The sequence below is a fragment of the Cereibacter sp. Soil_C_27 genome, from assembly GCF_057657095.1.
This window is the reverse complement of the sequence record NZ_JBDGJD010000002.1, coordinates 1,013,476-1,027,621: the sequence shown is the minus strand read 5'-3', so window position 1 is coordinate 1,027,621 and position 14,146 is coordinate 1,013,476. Positions and strand designations below refer to the sequence as shown.

The 14,146-nt window shown below is 67.1% G+C and carries 16 protein-coding genes; 11 read left to right on the top strand and 5 right to left on the bottom strand.

Features of this window, described 5'->3' with window-relative positions; genetic code table 11:
* Positions 1-150 precede the first annotated feature (150 nt).
* The 6 genes from AC3A5Z_RS12040 to AC3A5Z_RS12015 all read left to right on the top strand — a co-directional run bounded on the left by AC3A5Z_RS12040 (position 151) and on the right by AC3A5Z_RS12015 (position 4,486).
* Positions 151-756 carry a CDP-alcohol phosphatidyltransferase family protein gene (locus AC3A5Z_RS12040; RefSeq protein ID WP_487519568.1) on the top strand — a complete coding sequence of 202 codons (606 nt, stop codon included), beginning with the start codon at positions 151-153 and terminating at the stop codon, positions 754-756.
* A 344-nt stretch (positions 757-1,100) separates the two neighbouring features.
* Positions 1,101-1,733 carry an ATP-dependent Clp protease proteolytic subunit gene (locus AC3A5Z_RS12035; RefSeq protein ID WP_487519567.1) on the top strand — a complete coding sequence of 211 codons (633 nt, stop codon included), beginning with the start codon at positions 1,101-1,103 and terminating at the stop codon, positions 1,731-1,733.
* 121 nt (positions 1,734-1,854) lie between these two features.
* Complete coding sequence (clpX, locus tag AC3A5Z_RS12030) at positions 1,855-3,120, top strand: ATP-dependent Clp protease ATP-binding subunit ClpX (protein WP_487519566.1); 1,266 nt, start codon at positions 1,855-1,857, stop codon at positions 3,118-3,120.
* Positions 3,121-3,240: 120 nt separating this feature from the next.
* Positions 3,241-3,615 carry an NADH:ubiquinone oxidoreductase subunit NDUFA12 gene (locus AC3A5Z_RS12025; protein ID WP_487519565.1) on the top strand — a complete coding sequence of 125 codons (375 nt, stop codon included), beginning with the start codon at positions 3,241-3,243 and terminating at the stop codon, positions 3,613-3,615.
* Entirely contained in the window at positions 3,615-4,103 is a 489-nt protein-coding gene (gene mlaD / locus AC3A5Z_RS12020; protein WP_487519564.1) for an outer membrane lipid asymmetry maintenance protein MlaD, read from the top strand. Before AC3A5Z_RS12025 ends, mlaD begins: the two co-directional genes overlap by 1 nt.
* Positions 4,100-4,486, top strand: a complete 387-nt coding sequence (locus AC3A5Z_RS12015; protein ID WP_487519563.1) for a DUF2155 domain-containing protein — start codon at positions 4,100-4,102, stop codon at positions 4,484-4,486. Before mlaD ends, AC3A5Z_RS12015 begins: the two co-directional genes overlap by 4 nt.
* On the opposite strand, the gene aat is transcribed toward AC3A5Z_RS12015, so the two are convergent.
* Genes aat through accB form a run of 3 tightly spaced genes read right to left on the bottom strand, consistent with a single transcriptional unit; the run spans position 4,435 to position 6,968 of the window.
* A complete protein-coding gene (gene aat / locus AC3A5Z_RS12010) occupies positions 4,435-5,082 on the bottom strand; it encodes a leucyl/phenylalanyl-tRNA--protein transferase (protein ID WP_487519612.1) in 648 nt (215 codons plus the stop codon). The two genes, AC3A5Z_RS12015 and aat, sit on opposite strands and share 52 nt — an antisense overlap.
* A gap of 46 nt (positions 5,083-5,128) precedes the next feature.
* A complete protein-coding gene (accC, locus tag AC3A5Z_RS12005) occupies positions 5,129-6,475 on the bottom strand; it encodes an acetyl-CoA carboxylase biotin carboxylase subunit (protein WP_487519562.1) in 1,347 nt (448 codons plus the stop codon).
* A gap of 7 nt (positions 6,476-6,482) precedes the next feature.
* Complete coding sequence (gene accB / locus AC3A5Z_RS12000) at positions 6,483-6,968, bottom strand: acetyl-CoA carboxylase biotin carboxyl carrier protein (RefSeq protein WP_487519561.1); 486 nt, start codon at positions 6,966-6,968, stop codon at positions 6,483-6,485.
* Between the two features lie 257 nt (positions 6,969-7,225).
* Between accB and AC3A5Z_RS11995 the strand changes: the two genes are divergently transcribed.
* The 4 genes from AC3A5Z_RS11995 to AC3A5Z_RS11980 all read left to right on the top strand — a co-directional run bounded on the left by AC3A5Z_RS11995 (position 7,226) and on the right by AC3A5Z_RS11980 (position 12,283).
* Entirely contained in the window at positions 7,226-8,566 is a 1,341-nt protein-coding gene (locus AC3A5Z_RS11995) for an NAD(P)-dependent oxidoreductase (RefSeq protein ID WP_487519560.1), read from the top strand.
* Positions 8,567-8,632: 66 nt separating this feature from the next.
* The gene (locus AC3A5Z_RS11990; protein ID WP_487519559.1) at positions 8,633-9,169 is read left to right on the top strand and encodes a DedA family protein; all 537 of its coding nucleotides are present in this window, start codon (positions 8,633-8,635) and stop codon (positions 9,167-9,169) included.
* A gap of 76 nt (positions 9,170-9,245) precedes the next feature.
* Positions 9,246-10,547, top strand: coding sequence for an NAD-dependent dihydropyrimidine dehydrogenase subunit PreA (preA, locus tag AC3A5Z_RS11985; RefSeq protein WP_487519558.1), 1,302 nt, complete (start codon positions 9,246-9,248; stop codon positions 10,545-10,547).
* 179 nt (positions 10,548-10,726) lie between these two features.
* The gene (locus AC3A5Z_RS11980; RefSeq protein WP_487519557.1) at positions 10,727-12,283 is read left to right on the top strand and encodes a peroxidase family protein; all 1,557 of its coding nucleotides are present in this window, start codon (positions 10,727-10,729) and stop codon (positions 12,281-12,283) included.
* Here AC3A5Z_RS11980 and AC3A5Z_RS11975 read toward each other — a convergent pair.
* The gene (locus AC3A5Z_RS11975) at positions 12,280-12,891 is read right to left on the bottom strand and encodes a TetR family transcriptional regulator C-terminal domain-containing protein (RefSeq protein ID WP_487519556.1); all 612 of its coding nucleotides are present in this window, start codon (positions 12,889-12,891) and stop codon (positions 12,280-12,282) included. The two genes, AC3A5Z_RS11980 and AC3A5Z_RS11975, sit on opposite strands and share 4 nt — an antisense overlap.
* 142 nt (positions 12,892-13,033) lie before the next feature.
* On the opposite strand from AC3A5Z_RS11975, the gene AC3A5Z_RS11970 reads away from it, so the two are divergent.
* A complete protein-coding gene (locus AC3A5Z_RS11970) occupies positions 13,034-13,768 on the top strand; it encodes an SDR family oxidoreductase (RefSeq protein WP_487519555.1) in 735 nt (244 codons plus the stop codon).
* On the opposite strand, the gene AC3A5Z_RS11965 is transcribed toward AC3A5Z_RS11970, so the two are convergent.
* Complete coding sequence (locus AC3A5Z_RS11965) at positions 13,765-14,118, bottom strand: ArsR/SmtB family transcription factor (RefSeq protein ID WP_487519554.1); 354 nt, start codon at positions 14,116-14,118, stop codon at positions 13,765-13,767. The genes AC3A5Z_RS11970 and AC3A5Z_RS11965 overlap by 4 nt on opposite strands.
* Positions 14,119-14,146 lie beyond the last annotated feature (28 nt).

Below are 14,146 nucleotides of genomic sequence, written 5' to 3'. Positions count from 1 at the left end.
CGAGCGACCGCCGCCCAAGGCTTAAGCGGCGGCGGCGGGGGGCGGCAACGGCAAAACGTCCGGCTGACCCATTGGTGAGGCGCTGAAACGATCGGCGGATCCCCTTGCAGCCCGCCCGACTTTGCGCGAGGTCTGGCCGAGGAGGCGCCCATGCTCGACGGATTGGCACGACGGCTGATCGACCCGGGACTGAACCGGGCCGGGGTCTGGCTCGCGGCGCGCGGCGCGCGGGCCGATGCGATCACGCTGGCCGGGCTGGCGCTGGGGCTGGCCTCCGCCGCCCTCGTCGCCCTCGGTGCGCCGGGCTGGCTCGCACTGCTGCCGCTCCTGGCCTCGCGCCTGGCCGACGGGCTCGACGGCGCGGTGGCGCGGGCGCGCGGCAAGACCGATTTCGGCGGCTATCTCGACATCACCTGCGACTTCCTGTTCTACGGCGCCATCCCGCTCGCCTTCGTGCTGCGCGACCCGGCCAATGGCGCGGCAGGCGCCTTCCTGCTCACCACCTTCTATGTCAATGGCGCGAGCTTCCTCGGCTACGCGATCCTCGCCGAGAAGCGCGGGTTGACCACGACCGCGCGCGGCGAGAAATCGCTCTACTTCACCGCGGGCCTGCTCGAGGGCAGCGAGACCATCGGCCTCTTCGTGCTGATGTGCCTCTTCCCGGGCGCCTTCGGCTGGTTCGCATGGATTTTCGGCATTTTATGCCTCCTCACCGCCACCAGCCGCATCCTGCTCGCCCGCCGGGTCTTCGGCTGAGGCGGAGCCGTTCGCGGGGGCATCTAACCCCCGCAAACGGCATTGCCATGGAGAGCCGCAAGCGGCGCCGCCTCTGGCCTTCTCCTTGCAGAAATCCGTCCCGTGGAGCGTCCGGCGCGCCCCCGACAGCTCCTTTCACCCGGAAAGCCGCCGCCCGGGAATTCGCGACCGGCCCGTCCCGGGCCACGGCAGGGCCGCTGGCGGGGGCTCGATGCCCCCGGCGGCGGCACCTCCGGGCGGGGGGCGAATTGGCGGGCTGCCCTTGCAGGGGGCGGGCCGGGCCACTAAGACTCGGGTAATTCCTCGGCGATTATCCTTTTTCCCGTCACAACAGGCAGGCGCACATGAGAGACCCCATCGATACCTATATGAACACGCTTGTGCCTATGGTGGTCGAACAGACCAGCCGGGGCGAACGCGCCTATGACATCTACAGCCGGATGCTGAAGGAGCGGATCATCTTCCTCTCCGGTCCGGTGCATGACGGGATGTCCTCGCTGATCTGCGCGCAGCTGCTGTTCCTCGAGGCGGAGAACCCGAGCAAAGAGATCTCGATGTACATCAACTCGCCCGGCGGCGTGGTGACCAGCGGGCTGTCGATCTACGACACGATGCAATACATCAAGCCCAAGATCTCGACTCTGGTGATCGGGCAGGCCGCTTCGATGGGCAGTTTGCTGCTGACGGCGGGCCATCCGGGCATGCGCTACTCGCTGCCCAACAGCCGCGTCATGGTCCACCAGCCCTCGGGTGGCTATCAGGGCCAGGCGACGGACATCATGATCCACGCCCGCGAGACCGAGAAGCTCAAGCGCCGCCTGAACGAGATCTACGTGCGCCACACCGGCCAAGACCTTGAAACCGTTGAAGCCGCGCTCGAGCGTGACAACTTCATGTCGGCCGAGGATGCCAAGGCCTGGGGCCTGATCGACGAGATCCTGGAAAACCGCGGCAAGCTCGACGACACGCCAAAGTGACGAACCCGCCTCCGCCGGTCGGGTCCGGCGGGGGCGATTTGACATTGTGAAGGCGCGGGCCTTGGCCTAGACTTTCGCAGACAGGCCGGACCGCAAGGCCGGCACACTGCAGAGGATTACGATGGCGAACAATTCTGGCAGCGACAGCAAGAACACCCTCTACTGCTCTTTCTGCGGCAAGAGCCAGCACGAGGTGCGCAAGCTGATTGCAGGGCCGACCGTCTTCATCTGTGACGAATGCGTCGAACTCTGCATGGACATCATCCGCGAGGAGACCAAGACCACCGGTCTGAAATCCTCGGATGGCGTGCCGACCCCGCGCGAGATCTGCAAGGTTCTGGACGATTACGTCATCGGCCAGATCCATGCCAAGCGCGTGCTCTCGGTCGCGGTGCACAACCACTACAAGCGGCTCAACCATTCGTCGAAGACCGACATCGAGCTGTCGAAGTCGAACATCCTGCTGATCGGCCCCACCGGCTGCGGCAAGACGCTTCTGGCGCAGACGCTGGCGCGCATCCTGGATGTGCCCTTCACCATGGCCGATGCCACCACGCTGACCGAGGCCGGCTATGTCGGCGAGGATGTCGAGAACATCATCCTCAAGCTGCTGCAGGCCTCGGAATACAACGTGGAGCGGGCGCAGCGCGGCATCGTCTACATCGACGAGGTCGACAAGATCACCCGCAAGTCCGACAACCCCTCGATCACCCGCGATGTCTCGGGCGAGGGCGTGCAGCAGGCGCTGCTGAAGATCATGGAGGGCACCGTGGCCTCCGTGCCGCCGCAGGGCGGGCGCAAGCATCCGCAGCAGGAGTTCCTGCAGGTCGACACGACGAACATCCTCTTCATCTGCGGCGGTGCCTTCGCCGGGCTGGAGAAGATCATCGCGCAGCGCAACAAGGGTTCCGCCATCGGCTTCGGCGCTGAGGTGAAGGGGCCGGAGGATCGCGGCGTGGGCGAGCTCTTCAAGGAACTGGAACCGGAAGACCTGCTGAAGTTCGGCCTGATCCCGGAATTCGTCGGCCGTCTGCCGGTGATCGCCACGCTGACCGATCTCGACGAGGCGGCGCTGGTCACCATCCTGACCGAGCCGAAGAACGCGCTGGTGAAGCAGTACCAGCGCCTGTTCGAGATCGAGGGCGTGAAGCTCACCTTCACCGCCGACGCTCTGGTCGCCATCGCCAAGCGGGCGATCAAGCGCAAGACCGGCGCGCGCGGCCTGCGCTCGATCATGGAGGATATCTTGCTGGATACCATGTTCGAACTGCCGGGGCTCGACGGGGTGGAAGAGGTCGTGGTGAACGAGGAGGCCGTGAACAACGGCGCCAAGCCGCTGCTGATCTACACCGACGTGAAGAAGAAGGAGCCGGCCAGCGCCAGCTGAGCCTGCACCGTTTCGGAACAGGGCGGGCCTCCACGGGCCCGCCTTTTTCTTTGCCGCGCTTGGCGCTGGACGTCCGCTGCGGCTTGGGCCATATCAGGGCAAACCATTCGGAGGCTGTCGATGTCCTTTCTCAAGCGTGCGGTCACATGGTGGCATGGCCAGACCCTCGGCACCCAGCTGTTCACCTGGCGCAAGGGAACGAAGGTCGGCGAGGATGAGCAGGGCAACCTGTTCTACCAGAATGCCGACGGCAAGAAGCGCTGGGTGATCTACAACGGCGATCTCGAGGCGAGCCGGATCGGCCCCGACTGGCACGGCTGGCTGCACCACACCTGGGACGAGCCGCCGAACAAGGTGCCGCTGACCCACCGCGTCTGGGAAAAGCCGCATCTGGAAAACCTGACCGGGACGGCGCAGGCCTATGTGCCTGCCGGGTCGCTGCGCCGGGGCGAGCCCGTCGCCCGGCGCGATTACGAGGCGTGGCAGCCCGAATAATGGCCGAGAGCACCACAGAAATCGTTGCGGGCGGTGCCGTGCTGGCGGCCGCTGTTGCCTTCCTCGTCTATGTCGGCCAGAGCGCGGGCTTCGGCGGCAATGCCTCCACCTATGACCTCAAGGCCAGCTTCCGCTCGGTCGAGGGGATCAGCGTCGGCACCGATGTGCGGCTGGCGGGCGTCAAGGTCGGCAGCGTCACCCAGCTCACGCTGAACCCCACCACCTATTTCGCCGATGCCACGGTCGCCGTGCAGAAGGACGTGGCGCTGCCGGTCGATTCGGCGATCCTCGTCTCTTCCGAAGGCCTGCTCGGCGGCAATTACGTCGAACTGATCCCCGGCGGCGCGCTGGAAAATCTCGAGCCCGGCGGCGAGATCGAGGATACGCAGGGCGCGATCAGTCTGATCTCGCTCCTGATGAAATTCGTCGGCGGTGCCGCGGGTGATGCCATCTCCGCCAATGACGCGGCGGCCGAAGGCACGCCATGATCCGGCGCCTCGCTCCCTTCGCCTGCGCTCTGGCGCTGCTCGCGGCGCCTGCCGCGGCGCAGGACGTGCCGGTGTCGGAGGCGCCGGGAGCGCTTTTGCGCTGGCTCGACAAGGTCTCGGGCGAGACGGCGGATGTGGAGCTGTCGCGCGGCCAGTCGGCGGTCAGCGGCTATATCACCATCCAGCTCGACTCCTGCCGCTTCCCCACCGGCGATCCGGCCTCCAATGCCTTCGCCCATCTGACGATCCGCGACACCCGCGTTGATGCGCCGGTCTTCTCCGGCTGGATGATCGCCTCCAGCCCCGCGCTCTCGGCGCTGGACCATCCGCGCTACGACGTCTGGGTGCTGCGCTGTATCACCCCGGGCGCGTCGGGGCAGTAGCCCGCGGGCGCAAAGCTGGCCCTGCCGCTGAGGGCCTTGCCCAGAAGGGCGTGGTACGCGTTGCGGTCGATCTCGATCCCGCCCAGCGAAGCCAGATGCTCGGTCAGGAACTGAGTGTCAAACAGCGTGAAGCCGCCCGCCCGCAGCCGGTCCACCAGAAAGGCCAGCGCCGCCTTCGACGCATCGGTGCGGCGCGAGAACATGCTTTCGCCGAAGAAGGCCCGTCCCAGCGTCACGCCATAGACCCCGCCCACCAGCGCCTCGCCCTCCCAGACCTCGAGCGAATGGGCATGGCCCATCCGGTGCAGCGCGGCGTAAAGCTCGAAGATCGTCCGGTTGATCCAGGTCTCCTCGCGGTCTGCACAGGCCGTGACCACCGCCTCGAAGGCGGTATCCACCCGCACCTGCCACGGCGCGCGGCGCAGGGTGCGGGCAAGACTGCGGGAGAGGTGGAACCCGTCGAGGGGCAGGATGCCGCGCAGCGGCGGATCGACCCAGCCGACCTCGGGATCGTCGCGCGAGCTCGCCATCGGGAAGATCCCCGCCGCATAGGCCCGCAGCAGAAGCTCCGGCGTGAGGGGCGGCAGCCGCGTCATGGCGCGGGGCGGCCCGAAGGCCGCCCGCACGGGTCCGTGCTCAGGCTCAGCCGAACTGCGCGGCCAGCCATTTTTCCAGCCAGTGGATATTGTATTCGCCGTTCTGGATATCCGGCTCGGCCAGCAGCGCGTGGAACAGCGGCACCGTGGTGTCGATCCCGTCCACGATTAGCTCGCCCAAGGCGCGGTTCAGTCGGGCCAGCGCCTCCGGCCGGTCGCGGCCATGCACGATCAGCTTGCCGATCAGGCTGTCGTAATAGGGCGGGATCGAATAGCCGCCGTAGAGCGCCGAATCCATCCGCACGCCCAGACCGCCGGGCGCATGGAACACCCGCACTTTGCCGGGGCAGGGCGAGAAGTTCGGCAGCTTTTCCGCGTTGATCCGCACCTCGATGGCGTGGCCGTTGATTTCCAGCTCTTCCTGGACGAAGGACATCTCCATCCCCGCCGCAACCCGGATCTGCTCGCGCACGAGATCGACGCCGAAGATCGCCTCGGTCACCGGATGCTCGACCTGAAGCCGGGTGTTCATCTCGATGAAGAAGAACTCGCCATCCTCGTAGAGGAACTCGATGGTCCCCGCGCCGATGTAGTTGATCCGCGCGACGGCATCGGCACAGACCTTGCCGATCCTGTTGCGCAGCGCATCGGTGATGACCGGGCCCGGCGCTTCCTCGAACACCTTCTGGTGCCGGCGCTGCAAGGAGCAGTCGCGCTCGCCCAGATGCACGGCTCGGCCCTTGCCGTCGCCGAAGACCTGGATCTCGATGTGGCGCGGCTTCTGCAGGTATTTCTCGATGTAGACTTCGTCATTGCCGAAGGCGGCCTTCGCCTCCGACCGCGCGGTGCGGAAGGCGACCTCGAGCTCGGTCGGGTTCTGCGCCACCTTCATGCCGCGCCCGCCGCCGCCGGCGGTCGCCTTGATGATCACCGGAAAGCCGATCGACCGGGCGATGCCGATCGCCGTCTCGAAATCCGGCACGCCGCCTTCGGAGCCCGGAACGCAGGGCACGCCGAGCGCCTTCATCGTCTCCTTGGCGGTGATCTTGTCGCCCATGATGCGGATATGCTCCGCCGTCGGGCCGATGAACTCGATCCCATGGTCCTGCAGCGCCTGCGCGAAGGCGGCGTTCTCCGACAGGAAGCCGTAGCCCGGATGCACCGCTTCGGCGCCGGTGATCTCGCAGGCCGAGATGATTGCGGCCTTGCTCAGGTAGCTGTCGGTGGAGGAGGCCGGGCCGATGCACACGGACTCGTCGGCCATGCGCACATGCATCGCATCGGCATCGGCGGTGGAGTGGACGGCGACCGATTTGATCCCCATCTCCTGGCAGGCGCGGATCACGCGCAGGGCGATCTCGCCCCGGTTGGCGATCAGGATCTTTTCGAACATCCCGGCCTCACTCGATGATCATCAGGGGCGCACCGTATTCGACGGCATTGCCGTCGGCGACGAGGATGCGCTTCACGGTCCCGGCGCGCGGCGCGGGAATGTGGTTCATCGTCTTCATCGCCTCGATGATCATCAGGGTCTGACCCTCGGTCACCACGCTGCCGACGCTGACGAAGGGCGACGCACCCGGCTCGGCGGCCAGATAGGCGGTGCCGACCATGGGCGAGGTCACCGCACCCGGATGCTGGGCGGGGTCTTCGTTGCTGGCGGCAGCCGGAGCGGCAGAGGCGGCGACCGGGGCGGCCTGCGCCATCATCGGAGCGGCGGCGACCGAGGTGGTCACGATATTGGCCTGCTTCACCACGCGCACGTCGAGGCTGTCGTCTTCGCCGTATTCGCGCTTCACGGACAGTTCGGTGAGCTCGTTCTTGTTCAGCAGCTCGGCAAGCGCCTGGATGAAGGCGACGTCCGCCTCTGTGGAATGTTTGCTCATGGCTGTCCTCGGTTGGCTGTTCTGCCTGATTGGCGGTCTTGCGCGCCGGTGGCGCACAGGTTGCGTGCGCTTATACGACAGCGTTCCTTGGGTGAAAAGCGCCAGTTCGTCGCGAAGCGGCAGGAGCCTGCCGCATTTTCGGGCAGCGGTGGGACGGGAAGGGGGCGAAAGCCGGCCGTCCAGAATTTACCATTTGATAAAAAATAGGAGCCGTGCCAGCGTTTTCCAAAGCAACAGCCCAAGGGGAGGGGAAGACCTTGTCCAACAGCCAGCTGACGCCCGGTGTCGTTCCGGGACGCCTGCCCGCCGAAGCCTATACCGTCAATTTCAGCGATATCGAGGCGCCGCTCGACAGGCACGAGGCACATGTGGCGGCGGATCGCTGCTACTTCTGCCACGACGCGCCCTGCATGACGGCCTGTCCCACCAGCATCGACATCCCGCTCTTCATCCGCCAGATCGCGACCGGCACGCCGGAAGCGGCTGCGAAAACGATTTTCAGCCAGAACATCCTCGGCGGCATGTGCGCCCGCGTCTGCCCGACCGAGCAGCTCTGCGAGGAGGTCTGCGTGCGCGAGGTGGCCGAGGGCAAGCCGGTGGAGATCGGCCGGCTGCAGCGCTACGCCACCGACACGCTGATGGCCAAGGGCAAGCACCCCTTCACCCGCGCCGCCGCCACCGGCAAGCGGATCGCGGTGATCGGCGCCGGGCCCGCGGGCCTCTCGGCGGCACACCGGCTCGCCATGCTCGGGCACGAGGCGGTGATCTTCGACGCCCGCCCCAAGCCCGGCGGGCTGAACGAATTCGGCATCGCCAGCTACAAGACCCCCGGCGATTTCGCCCAGGCCGAGGTGGAGTGGCTGATGCGGATCGGTGGCATCTCGCTGCGCACCGGCGAGGCCTTGGGCCGCGGACTCACGCTCGAGGCGCTGCGGGCCGAGTATGACGCGGTCTTCCTCGGCATGGGCCTCTCGGGCGTCAACGCACTCCGGGCCGAGGGCGAGGAGCGCGAGAATGTCCATGCCGCGGTCGATTTCATCGCCACGCTGCGGCAGGCGCCCGACAAATCCACCCTGCCCATCGGCCGCGACGTGGTGGTGATCGGCGGCGGCATGACGGCGGTCGATGCCGCGGTGCAGTCGAAGCTGCTGGGGGCGGAAAACGTGACCATCGTCTACCGCCGCGGGCAGGAGAAGATGAGCGCCTCGACGGTGGAGCAGGAGCACGCGACCTCGGTCGGCGTGCGGATCATCTGCAACGCGGCCCCCGTGGCGGTGCATGGCAACGGCGCCGTGCGCGAGGTGGAATTCGCCTATACCGAGGATACGCCCACGGGGCTCACGCTCGGCAAGGAGACCTTCCGCCTGAAGGCCGATCAGCTTTTCAAGGCCATCGGCCAGACCCTCTCGGGCCAGCCGGAGGGGCTGACGCTCGAGGGCGGCAAGATCGCCGTGACCGGGGCAGGGCGCACCAGTCTAGAAGGCGTCTGGGCCGGTGGAGACTGCGCCTCGGGCGGCGAGGATCTGACCGTGACCGCCGTGGCCGAGGGGCGCGATGCGGCGATGGACATCCACGCCAAGCTGATGTCCTGGGCATGAGCGGCGCGGCTTGCCCCTCCGACGGCTTTTGGCTAGGGAGGGCGCGTATCTGGCCGAGGGATAGTCATGGACGCCGCAATAGTCTCCATTCTGGCGTTCATCAGCGCGCATCGCGACTGGTCTCTCTGGATCGCCCTGCTCTTTGCCGCTGCCGAGACGACGGCCTTCCTGTCGATCGTCATCCCCTCCACCGCGATCCTGATCGGGGTGGGCGCGCTGGTCTCGACCGGCGGGCTCGACTTCATGCCGATCTGGATCGGCGCCTCGATCGGGGCGGTGATCGGCTCGTTCTTCTCCTACTGGCTGGGCTGGCGCTTCGGGCCGCGTGTGCTCGAGATGCGGATGATGCAGGGCCAGCGCCCGCTGATCCAGCGCGGCACGGATGCCTTCGCCAAATGGGGCGCCTTCGCCGTCATCATCGGGCATTTCTTCGGCCCGCTGCGCGCCGTGGTCTTCGTTCTGGCGGGCATGTCGCGCGTGCCGCTCTGGCAGTTCGTCCCGGTGAACATCGCGGGCTGCCTGCTCTGGGCCTATGCCACGCCGAAGTCCGGCGAGATCGGCGGAGACATTCTCGGCGCGCTCTGGCGGCTGATCACCGGCTGATCCACCCCCTTTCCTGTTTCTCCGCCAACGGCGGCCCGCGCGGGCCCGCCGTCAGCCTGCATTGAGGAGGATACCCATGGCCAATCTGGCATCCGATTTCATCGGCATCAAATCCCCGAACCCGTTCTGGTTGGCCTCGGCGCCGCCGACCGACAAGGAATACAACGTCCGCCGCGCCTTCGAGGCCGGCTGGGGCGGCGTGGTCTGGAAGACGCTGGGCTCCGAGGGCCCGCCCGTGGTCAACGTCAACGGCCCGCGCTACGGCGCCGTCTGGGGCGCCGACCGCCGCCTTCTGGGGCTGAACAACATCGAGCTGATCACCGACCGCCCGCTGGAGATCAACCTGCGCGAGATCAAGTCGGTGAAGCGCGACTACAAGGACCGCGCGCTGGTGATCTCGCTGATGGTGCCCTGCGACGAGGAGAGCTGGAAGGACATCCTGCACCGGATCGAGGACACCGAGGCCGACGGCGTAGAGCTGAACTTCGGCTGCCCGCATGGCATGGCCGAGCGCGGCATGGGTTCGGCGGTCGGGCAGGTGCCGGAATACATCGAGATGGTGACCCGCTGGGTCAAGCAGCACAGCCGCATGCCCTGCATCGTCAAGCTCACGCCCAACATCTCCGACATCCGCAAACCCGCCGAGGCGGCCAAGCGCGGCGGGGCGGATGCGGTCAGCCTGATCAACACTGTCAACTCGATCACCAGCGTCAACCTCGACAGCTTCAGCCCCGAGCCGATGATCGACGGCAAGGGCACCCATGGCGGCTACTGCGGCCCCGCGGTGAAACCGATCGCGCTGAACATGGTGGCCGAGATCGCCCGCAACCCCGAGACCCGCGGCCTGCCGATCTCCGGCATCGGCGGCGTCACCACCTGGCGCGACGCGGCAGAGTTCATGCTGCTCGGCGCAGGCAACGTGCAGGTCTGCACCGCGGCCATGACCTATGGCTTCAAGATCGTGCAGGAGATGATCTCGGGCCTGTCGGAATACATCGACGAGAAGGGCTTCAGCTCCACCGCCGATCTGGTGGGCCGGGCCGTGCCGAACGTCACCGACTGGCAGTATCTGAACCTGAACTACGTCACCAAGGCGCGGATCGACCAGGATCTCTGCATCAGCTGCGGCCGCTGCTTCGCCGCCTGCGAGGACACCAGCCACCAGGCCATCGCCATGTCGCCCGGGCGGGTGTTCACGGTGAAGGACGACGAATGCGTCGCCTGCAACCTCTGCGTCAACGTCTGCCCGGTCGAGAACTGCATCACCATGACCGAACTGCCCAAGGGAACGGTCGACGAGAGGACCGGGCAGGTGGTCGGCGAATACGCCAACTGGACAAAGCACCCGAACAATCCCTCGGTTCAAGCCGCGGAATAGCCGCAGCTTTCCCACCGGGACAGGGCCGCCGGCGCATCACGTCGGCGGCCCTTTGATTTTTGTTTCCATTTCGGATACGATCCCGCCAGCGCAGGCAATTATTGCCGATTCTCGCGCCGCATTTCAGAACGACCGACCTTCTATCGAAAATCCCTTTCATCGACGTCATGGAGACAGTCATGTCCGGTCCATTGGAATCCCGTCACGGCCATACCCCCCGCGAAGTCTCTCCCGCCGCCCTTCGTGCCCTGAACGGGCATGGCGATCCCGGCAAGTTCGGGCGCATGTTCCCCTTCCTCGATCCGCTGGTGGTGGGGGACGACGCGCTGCTCGATCTGGCGCGCACCATGAAGGATCCCAATCCCGGCTCGCCCGAGGGCAACAACCCCAAGATCCCGGCCGGCTTCACCTATCTCGGCCAGTTCGTCGATCACGACATCACGCTCGATCTCACCCCGCAAGAGGTGCAGGAGGCCGATCCGCTGGCGACGCGCAACTTCCGCACGCCGGGGCTCGATCTCGACGCGCTCTATGGCGCGGGGCCGGCGCTGGCGCCCTATCTCTACCAGCGCGATCCGGCGACCGGGAAGGTGACGCCGAAGCTCCTCGTCGGCAAGGCGACCGCTTCGCCCGATGCGGCGGGCGGTACGGTGCCGGATCTGCCGAACGACCTGCCGCGCAACTCGGTCGGGCGCGCCACCATCGGCGACGAGCGCAACGACGAGAACCTGCTGGTCGCCCAGACCCATCTGATGTTCCTCAAGTTCCACAACAAGGTGATCGACTGGCTCGAGGCCAACCGCCCCGGTCTTTCCGGCTCGGCGCTCTTCGACGAGGCGCGGCGGATGGTGACCTGGCATTACCAGTGGATCGTGCTCTTCGATTTCGTCGACCGCCTCACCGAGCCCGGCCTCGTGCGGCGCATCAAGGCCGAGGGGCGGCGCTTCTACCGCTTCCGCACCACGCCCTACATCCCGGTGGAGTTCTCCGCCGCCGCCTACCGGCTCGGACATTCCATGGTGCGCGAGGGCTACAACCACAACCGCGTCTTCAACTTCGGCACCCCGGCGCTCGCCCCGGCGACGCTCGCGCTTCTGTTCTTCTTCACCGGCAAATCCGGCGGCATCATGGGCGACATGGCGGCGACGGCGCCCACCGGCTCGTTCCCTCCGCTCGGGGCGCAGGCGGCGCTGCCCTCGAACTGGGTCGCGGATTTCCGCAGGCTCTACGACTTCGGCACCAACCCCGCCGGCATCACCGTCAACGCCTCGCGCAAGCTCGACCCGTTCCTCGTCCCGGCGCTGCACACCCTGCCGGGCGCGGGGTCCGAGAAATCGGGCAACCTCGCCTTCCTCAACCTGCGCCGTGGCGTGCTTCTGGGTCTTCCCTCGGGGCAGGATGTGGCGCGGGCCATGGGCATCCAGCCGCTCGACGCCGATGACATCGCGGCGGCGGGGCCGGACGGGGCGGCAGCGGCGGCGCATGGGCTGCACATCAGGACGCCGCTCTGGTATTACATCCTGAAGGAAGCGCAGATGCTGCATGACGGGCTGCGGCTCGGCCCGGTCGGCTCCACCATCGTGGCCGAGACCTTCCTCGGCCTCGTGCATGGCGACCACAAGTCCTTCATGTGGCTGCGCAGCAACTGGGTGCCGGAACTGCCCCGCGCCGACCCCGCCACCTTCACCATGGTCGATCTGCTGACCTTCGTCGACGAGATCAACCCCGTCGGCTAGACCGCCAGCAGCCTCTGGAACAGCGTCTCCAGATAGAGCCCGGCCTCCGGATAGGGGTCGGGCTCGGTTTCGCCCAGCACGGCGTGCACCTGCACGTCGAAATCGGCATAATGCTGCGTCAGTGCCCAGATCGAGAAGATCAGATGCACCGGATGCACCCGGGCGATCCGCCCCTGATCCATCCAGAGCCGCAGCACCGCCGCCTTCTCCTCCACCAGCGCCTTCAGCTCGCCCTCGATCGCCTCGCGCATCCGCGGCGCGCCCTGCAGGATCTCGTTGGCAAAGAGCCGGCTTTCGCGCGGAAAGTCCCGGCTCAGCTCCAGCTTGCGCCGGACATAGGCGATGATCTCGCGCATCGGCTCGCCCTCGGGGTCCATCCGGTGCAACGGGTCGAGCCAAGTGTGCATCAGCCCCGACAGGAGCGTGACATGGATCGCCTCTTTCGAGGGGAAATAATACAGCAGGTTAGGCTTCGACAGCCCCGCCACCTCAGCGATCTGGTCCAGCGTCGCGCCACGGAAGCCGTGCTGCGAGAACACCTCCAGCGCCGCCTCGAGGATCGCCTCGCTGTTCTTCTGCTGGATGCGGGTGCGGCGCGGCTGGGTCATCGGGGCTGGGTCATGCGGCGGATCTCCGGGGGCGCGCGGGGCACGGGAATGCTAGCGTGATCCTGACCGGATGGTCAAACCCTTACGAAGCCGCTTGCAGCCCCCGAGCCCTGCGGCAAGGATCGGGGCAAGGGAGGACAGCATGACCCACAGCATCATCATCACCGGCGGCGGCAGCGGCATCGGCCGCCAGACGGCGCGGCGCTTCATCGCCGAGGGCTGGCAGGTCGGCCTGATCGGCCGCCGCGCCGAGGCGCTGGAGGAGACGGCGGCGGGCAGCGACGCGCTGATCCTGCCCTGCGATGTCGGCGACCCGGCGGCGGTGGAGGCAGTCTTCGCCGAGGCCCACGCGGCCTGGGGGCGGCTCGACGTGCTCTTCAACAACGCCGGGCGCTCACTCGCCTCGGCCCCGATCGACGAGATCGCGGTGGAGGAGTTCCTCGCGTTGACAGCTGTCAACGTCACCGGGATGTTCCTCTGCGCCCGCGCCGCCTTCGGCCTGATGCGCCGGCAGGTGCCGCAGGGCGGGCGGATCATCAACAACGGCTCGGTCTCGGCCCATGTGCCACGGCTGGGCTCGGCGCCCTACACCATGTCTAAGCACGCGGTCACCGGGCTCACCCGCAGCCTCTCGCTCGACGGGCGCGCCTTCAACATCGCCTGCGGCCAGATCGACATCGGCAACGCCGCCTCCGGCATGGTCGAGCAGATGCCGAAGGGCGTGCCGCAGGCCGACGGCTCGATCCGCCCGGAGCCGGTGATGGCGAGCGAGCATGTGGCCGAGGCGGTGCTCAGCATGGCGCGGCTGCCGCCGGAGGCGAATGTGCAGTTCATGACGCTGATGGCCACCGCCATGCCCTTCATCGGGCGCGGCTAGGGCTCGTCGTCGGTCTGGCAGAACATCTCGTACATGAGTGCGACCGCGCGGCCGACCTTGGGATCGGCGATCGAATACCAGATCGTCTTTCCCTCGCGCCGGGCGCTCACCATGCCGTCGAGCCTGAGCCGCGCAAGCTGCTGGCTGACCGCCGCCTGCCGGGTCTGCAAGAGCTGCTCCAGCTCCGTCACCGATTTCTCTCCTTCGGTGAGGTGGCACAGGATCATCAGCCGCCCCTCGTGCGACAGCGCCTTGAGAAAGGCCGCCGCCGCCTCGGCGCGCTCGACCATGCGCTGCGAACTGGCCGCAGCGTCCTTCGGATCGGGAGAGGGGAGCAGGCTGTCTCTCATCGCTGCCACCATAGCATGCCGCCTTGCC

What these genes read in the sequence shown, in the direction of transcription:
- mlaD (WP_487519564.1), top strand. Translation starts at nt 3,615, where the DNA reads ATGGCCGAGAGCACCACAGAAATCGTTGCGGGCGGTGCCGTGCTGGCG.
- aat (WP_487519612.1), bottom strand. Translation starts at nt 5,082, where the DNA reads ATGACGCGGCTGCCGCCCCTCACGCCGGAGCTTCTGCTGCGGGCCTAT.
- AC3A5Z_RS12035 (WP_487519567.1), top strand. Translation starts at nt 1,101, where the DNA reads ATGAGAGACCCCATCGATACCTATATGAACACGCTTGTGCCTATGGTG.
- preA (WP_487519558.1), top strand. Translation starts at nt 9,246, where the DNA reads ATGGCCAATCTGGCATCCGATTTCATCGGCATCAAATCCCCGAACCCG.
- AC3A5Z_RS11970 (WP_487519555.1), top strand. Translation starts at nt 13,034, where the DNA reads ATGACCCACAGCATCATCATCACCGGCGGCGGCAGCGGCATCGGCCGC.
- clpX (WP_487519566.1), top strand. Translation starts at nt 1,855, where the DNA reads ATGGCGAACAATTCTGGCAGCGACAGCAAGAACACCCTCTACTGCTCT.
- AC3A5Z_RS12015 (WP_487519563.1), top strand. Translation starts at nt 4,100, where the DNA reads ATGATCCGGCGCCTCGCTCCCTTCGCCTGCGCTCTGGCGCTGCTCGCG.
- accB (WP_487519561.1), bottom strand. Translation starts at nt 6,968, where the DNA reads ATGAGCAAACATTCCACAGAGGCGGACGTCGCCTTCATCCAGGCGCTT.
- accC (WP_487519562.1), bottom strand. Translation starts at nt 6,475, where the DNA reads ATGTTCGAAAAGATCCTGATCGCCAACCGGGGCGAGATCGCCCTGCGC.
- AC3A5Z_RS12040 (WP_487519568.1), top strand. Translation starts at nt 151, where the DNA reads ATGCTCGACGGATTGGCACGACGGCTGATCGACCCGGGACTGAACCGG.
- AC3A5Z_RS11990 (WP_487519559.1), top strand. Translation starts at nt 8,633, where the DNA reads ATGGACGCCGCAATAGTCTCCATTCTGGCGTTCATCAGCGCGCATCGC.
- AC3A5Z_RS11980 (WP_487519557.1), top strand. Translation starts at nt 10,727, where the DNA reads ATGTCCGGTCCATTGGAATCCCGTCACGGCCATACCCCCCGCGAAGTC.
- AC3A5Z_RS12025 (WP_487519565.1), top strand. Translation starts at nt 3,241, where the DNA reads ATGTCCTTTCTCAAGCGTGCGGTCACATGGTGGCATGGCCAGACCCTC.
- AC3A5Z_RS11975 (WP_487519556.1), bottom strand. Translation starts at nt 12,891, where the DNA reads ATGACCCAGCCGCGCCGCACCCGCATCCAGCAGAAGAACAGCGAGGCG.
- AC3A5Z_RS11965 (WP_487519554.1), bottom strand. Translation starts at nt 14,118, where the DNA reads ATGAGAGACAGCCTGCTCCCCTCTCCCGATCCGAAGGACGCTGCGGCC.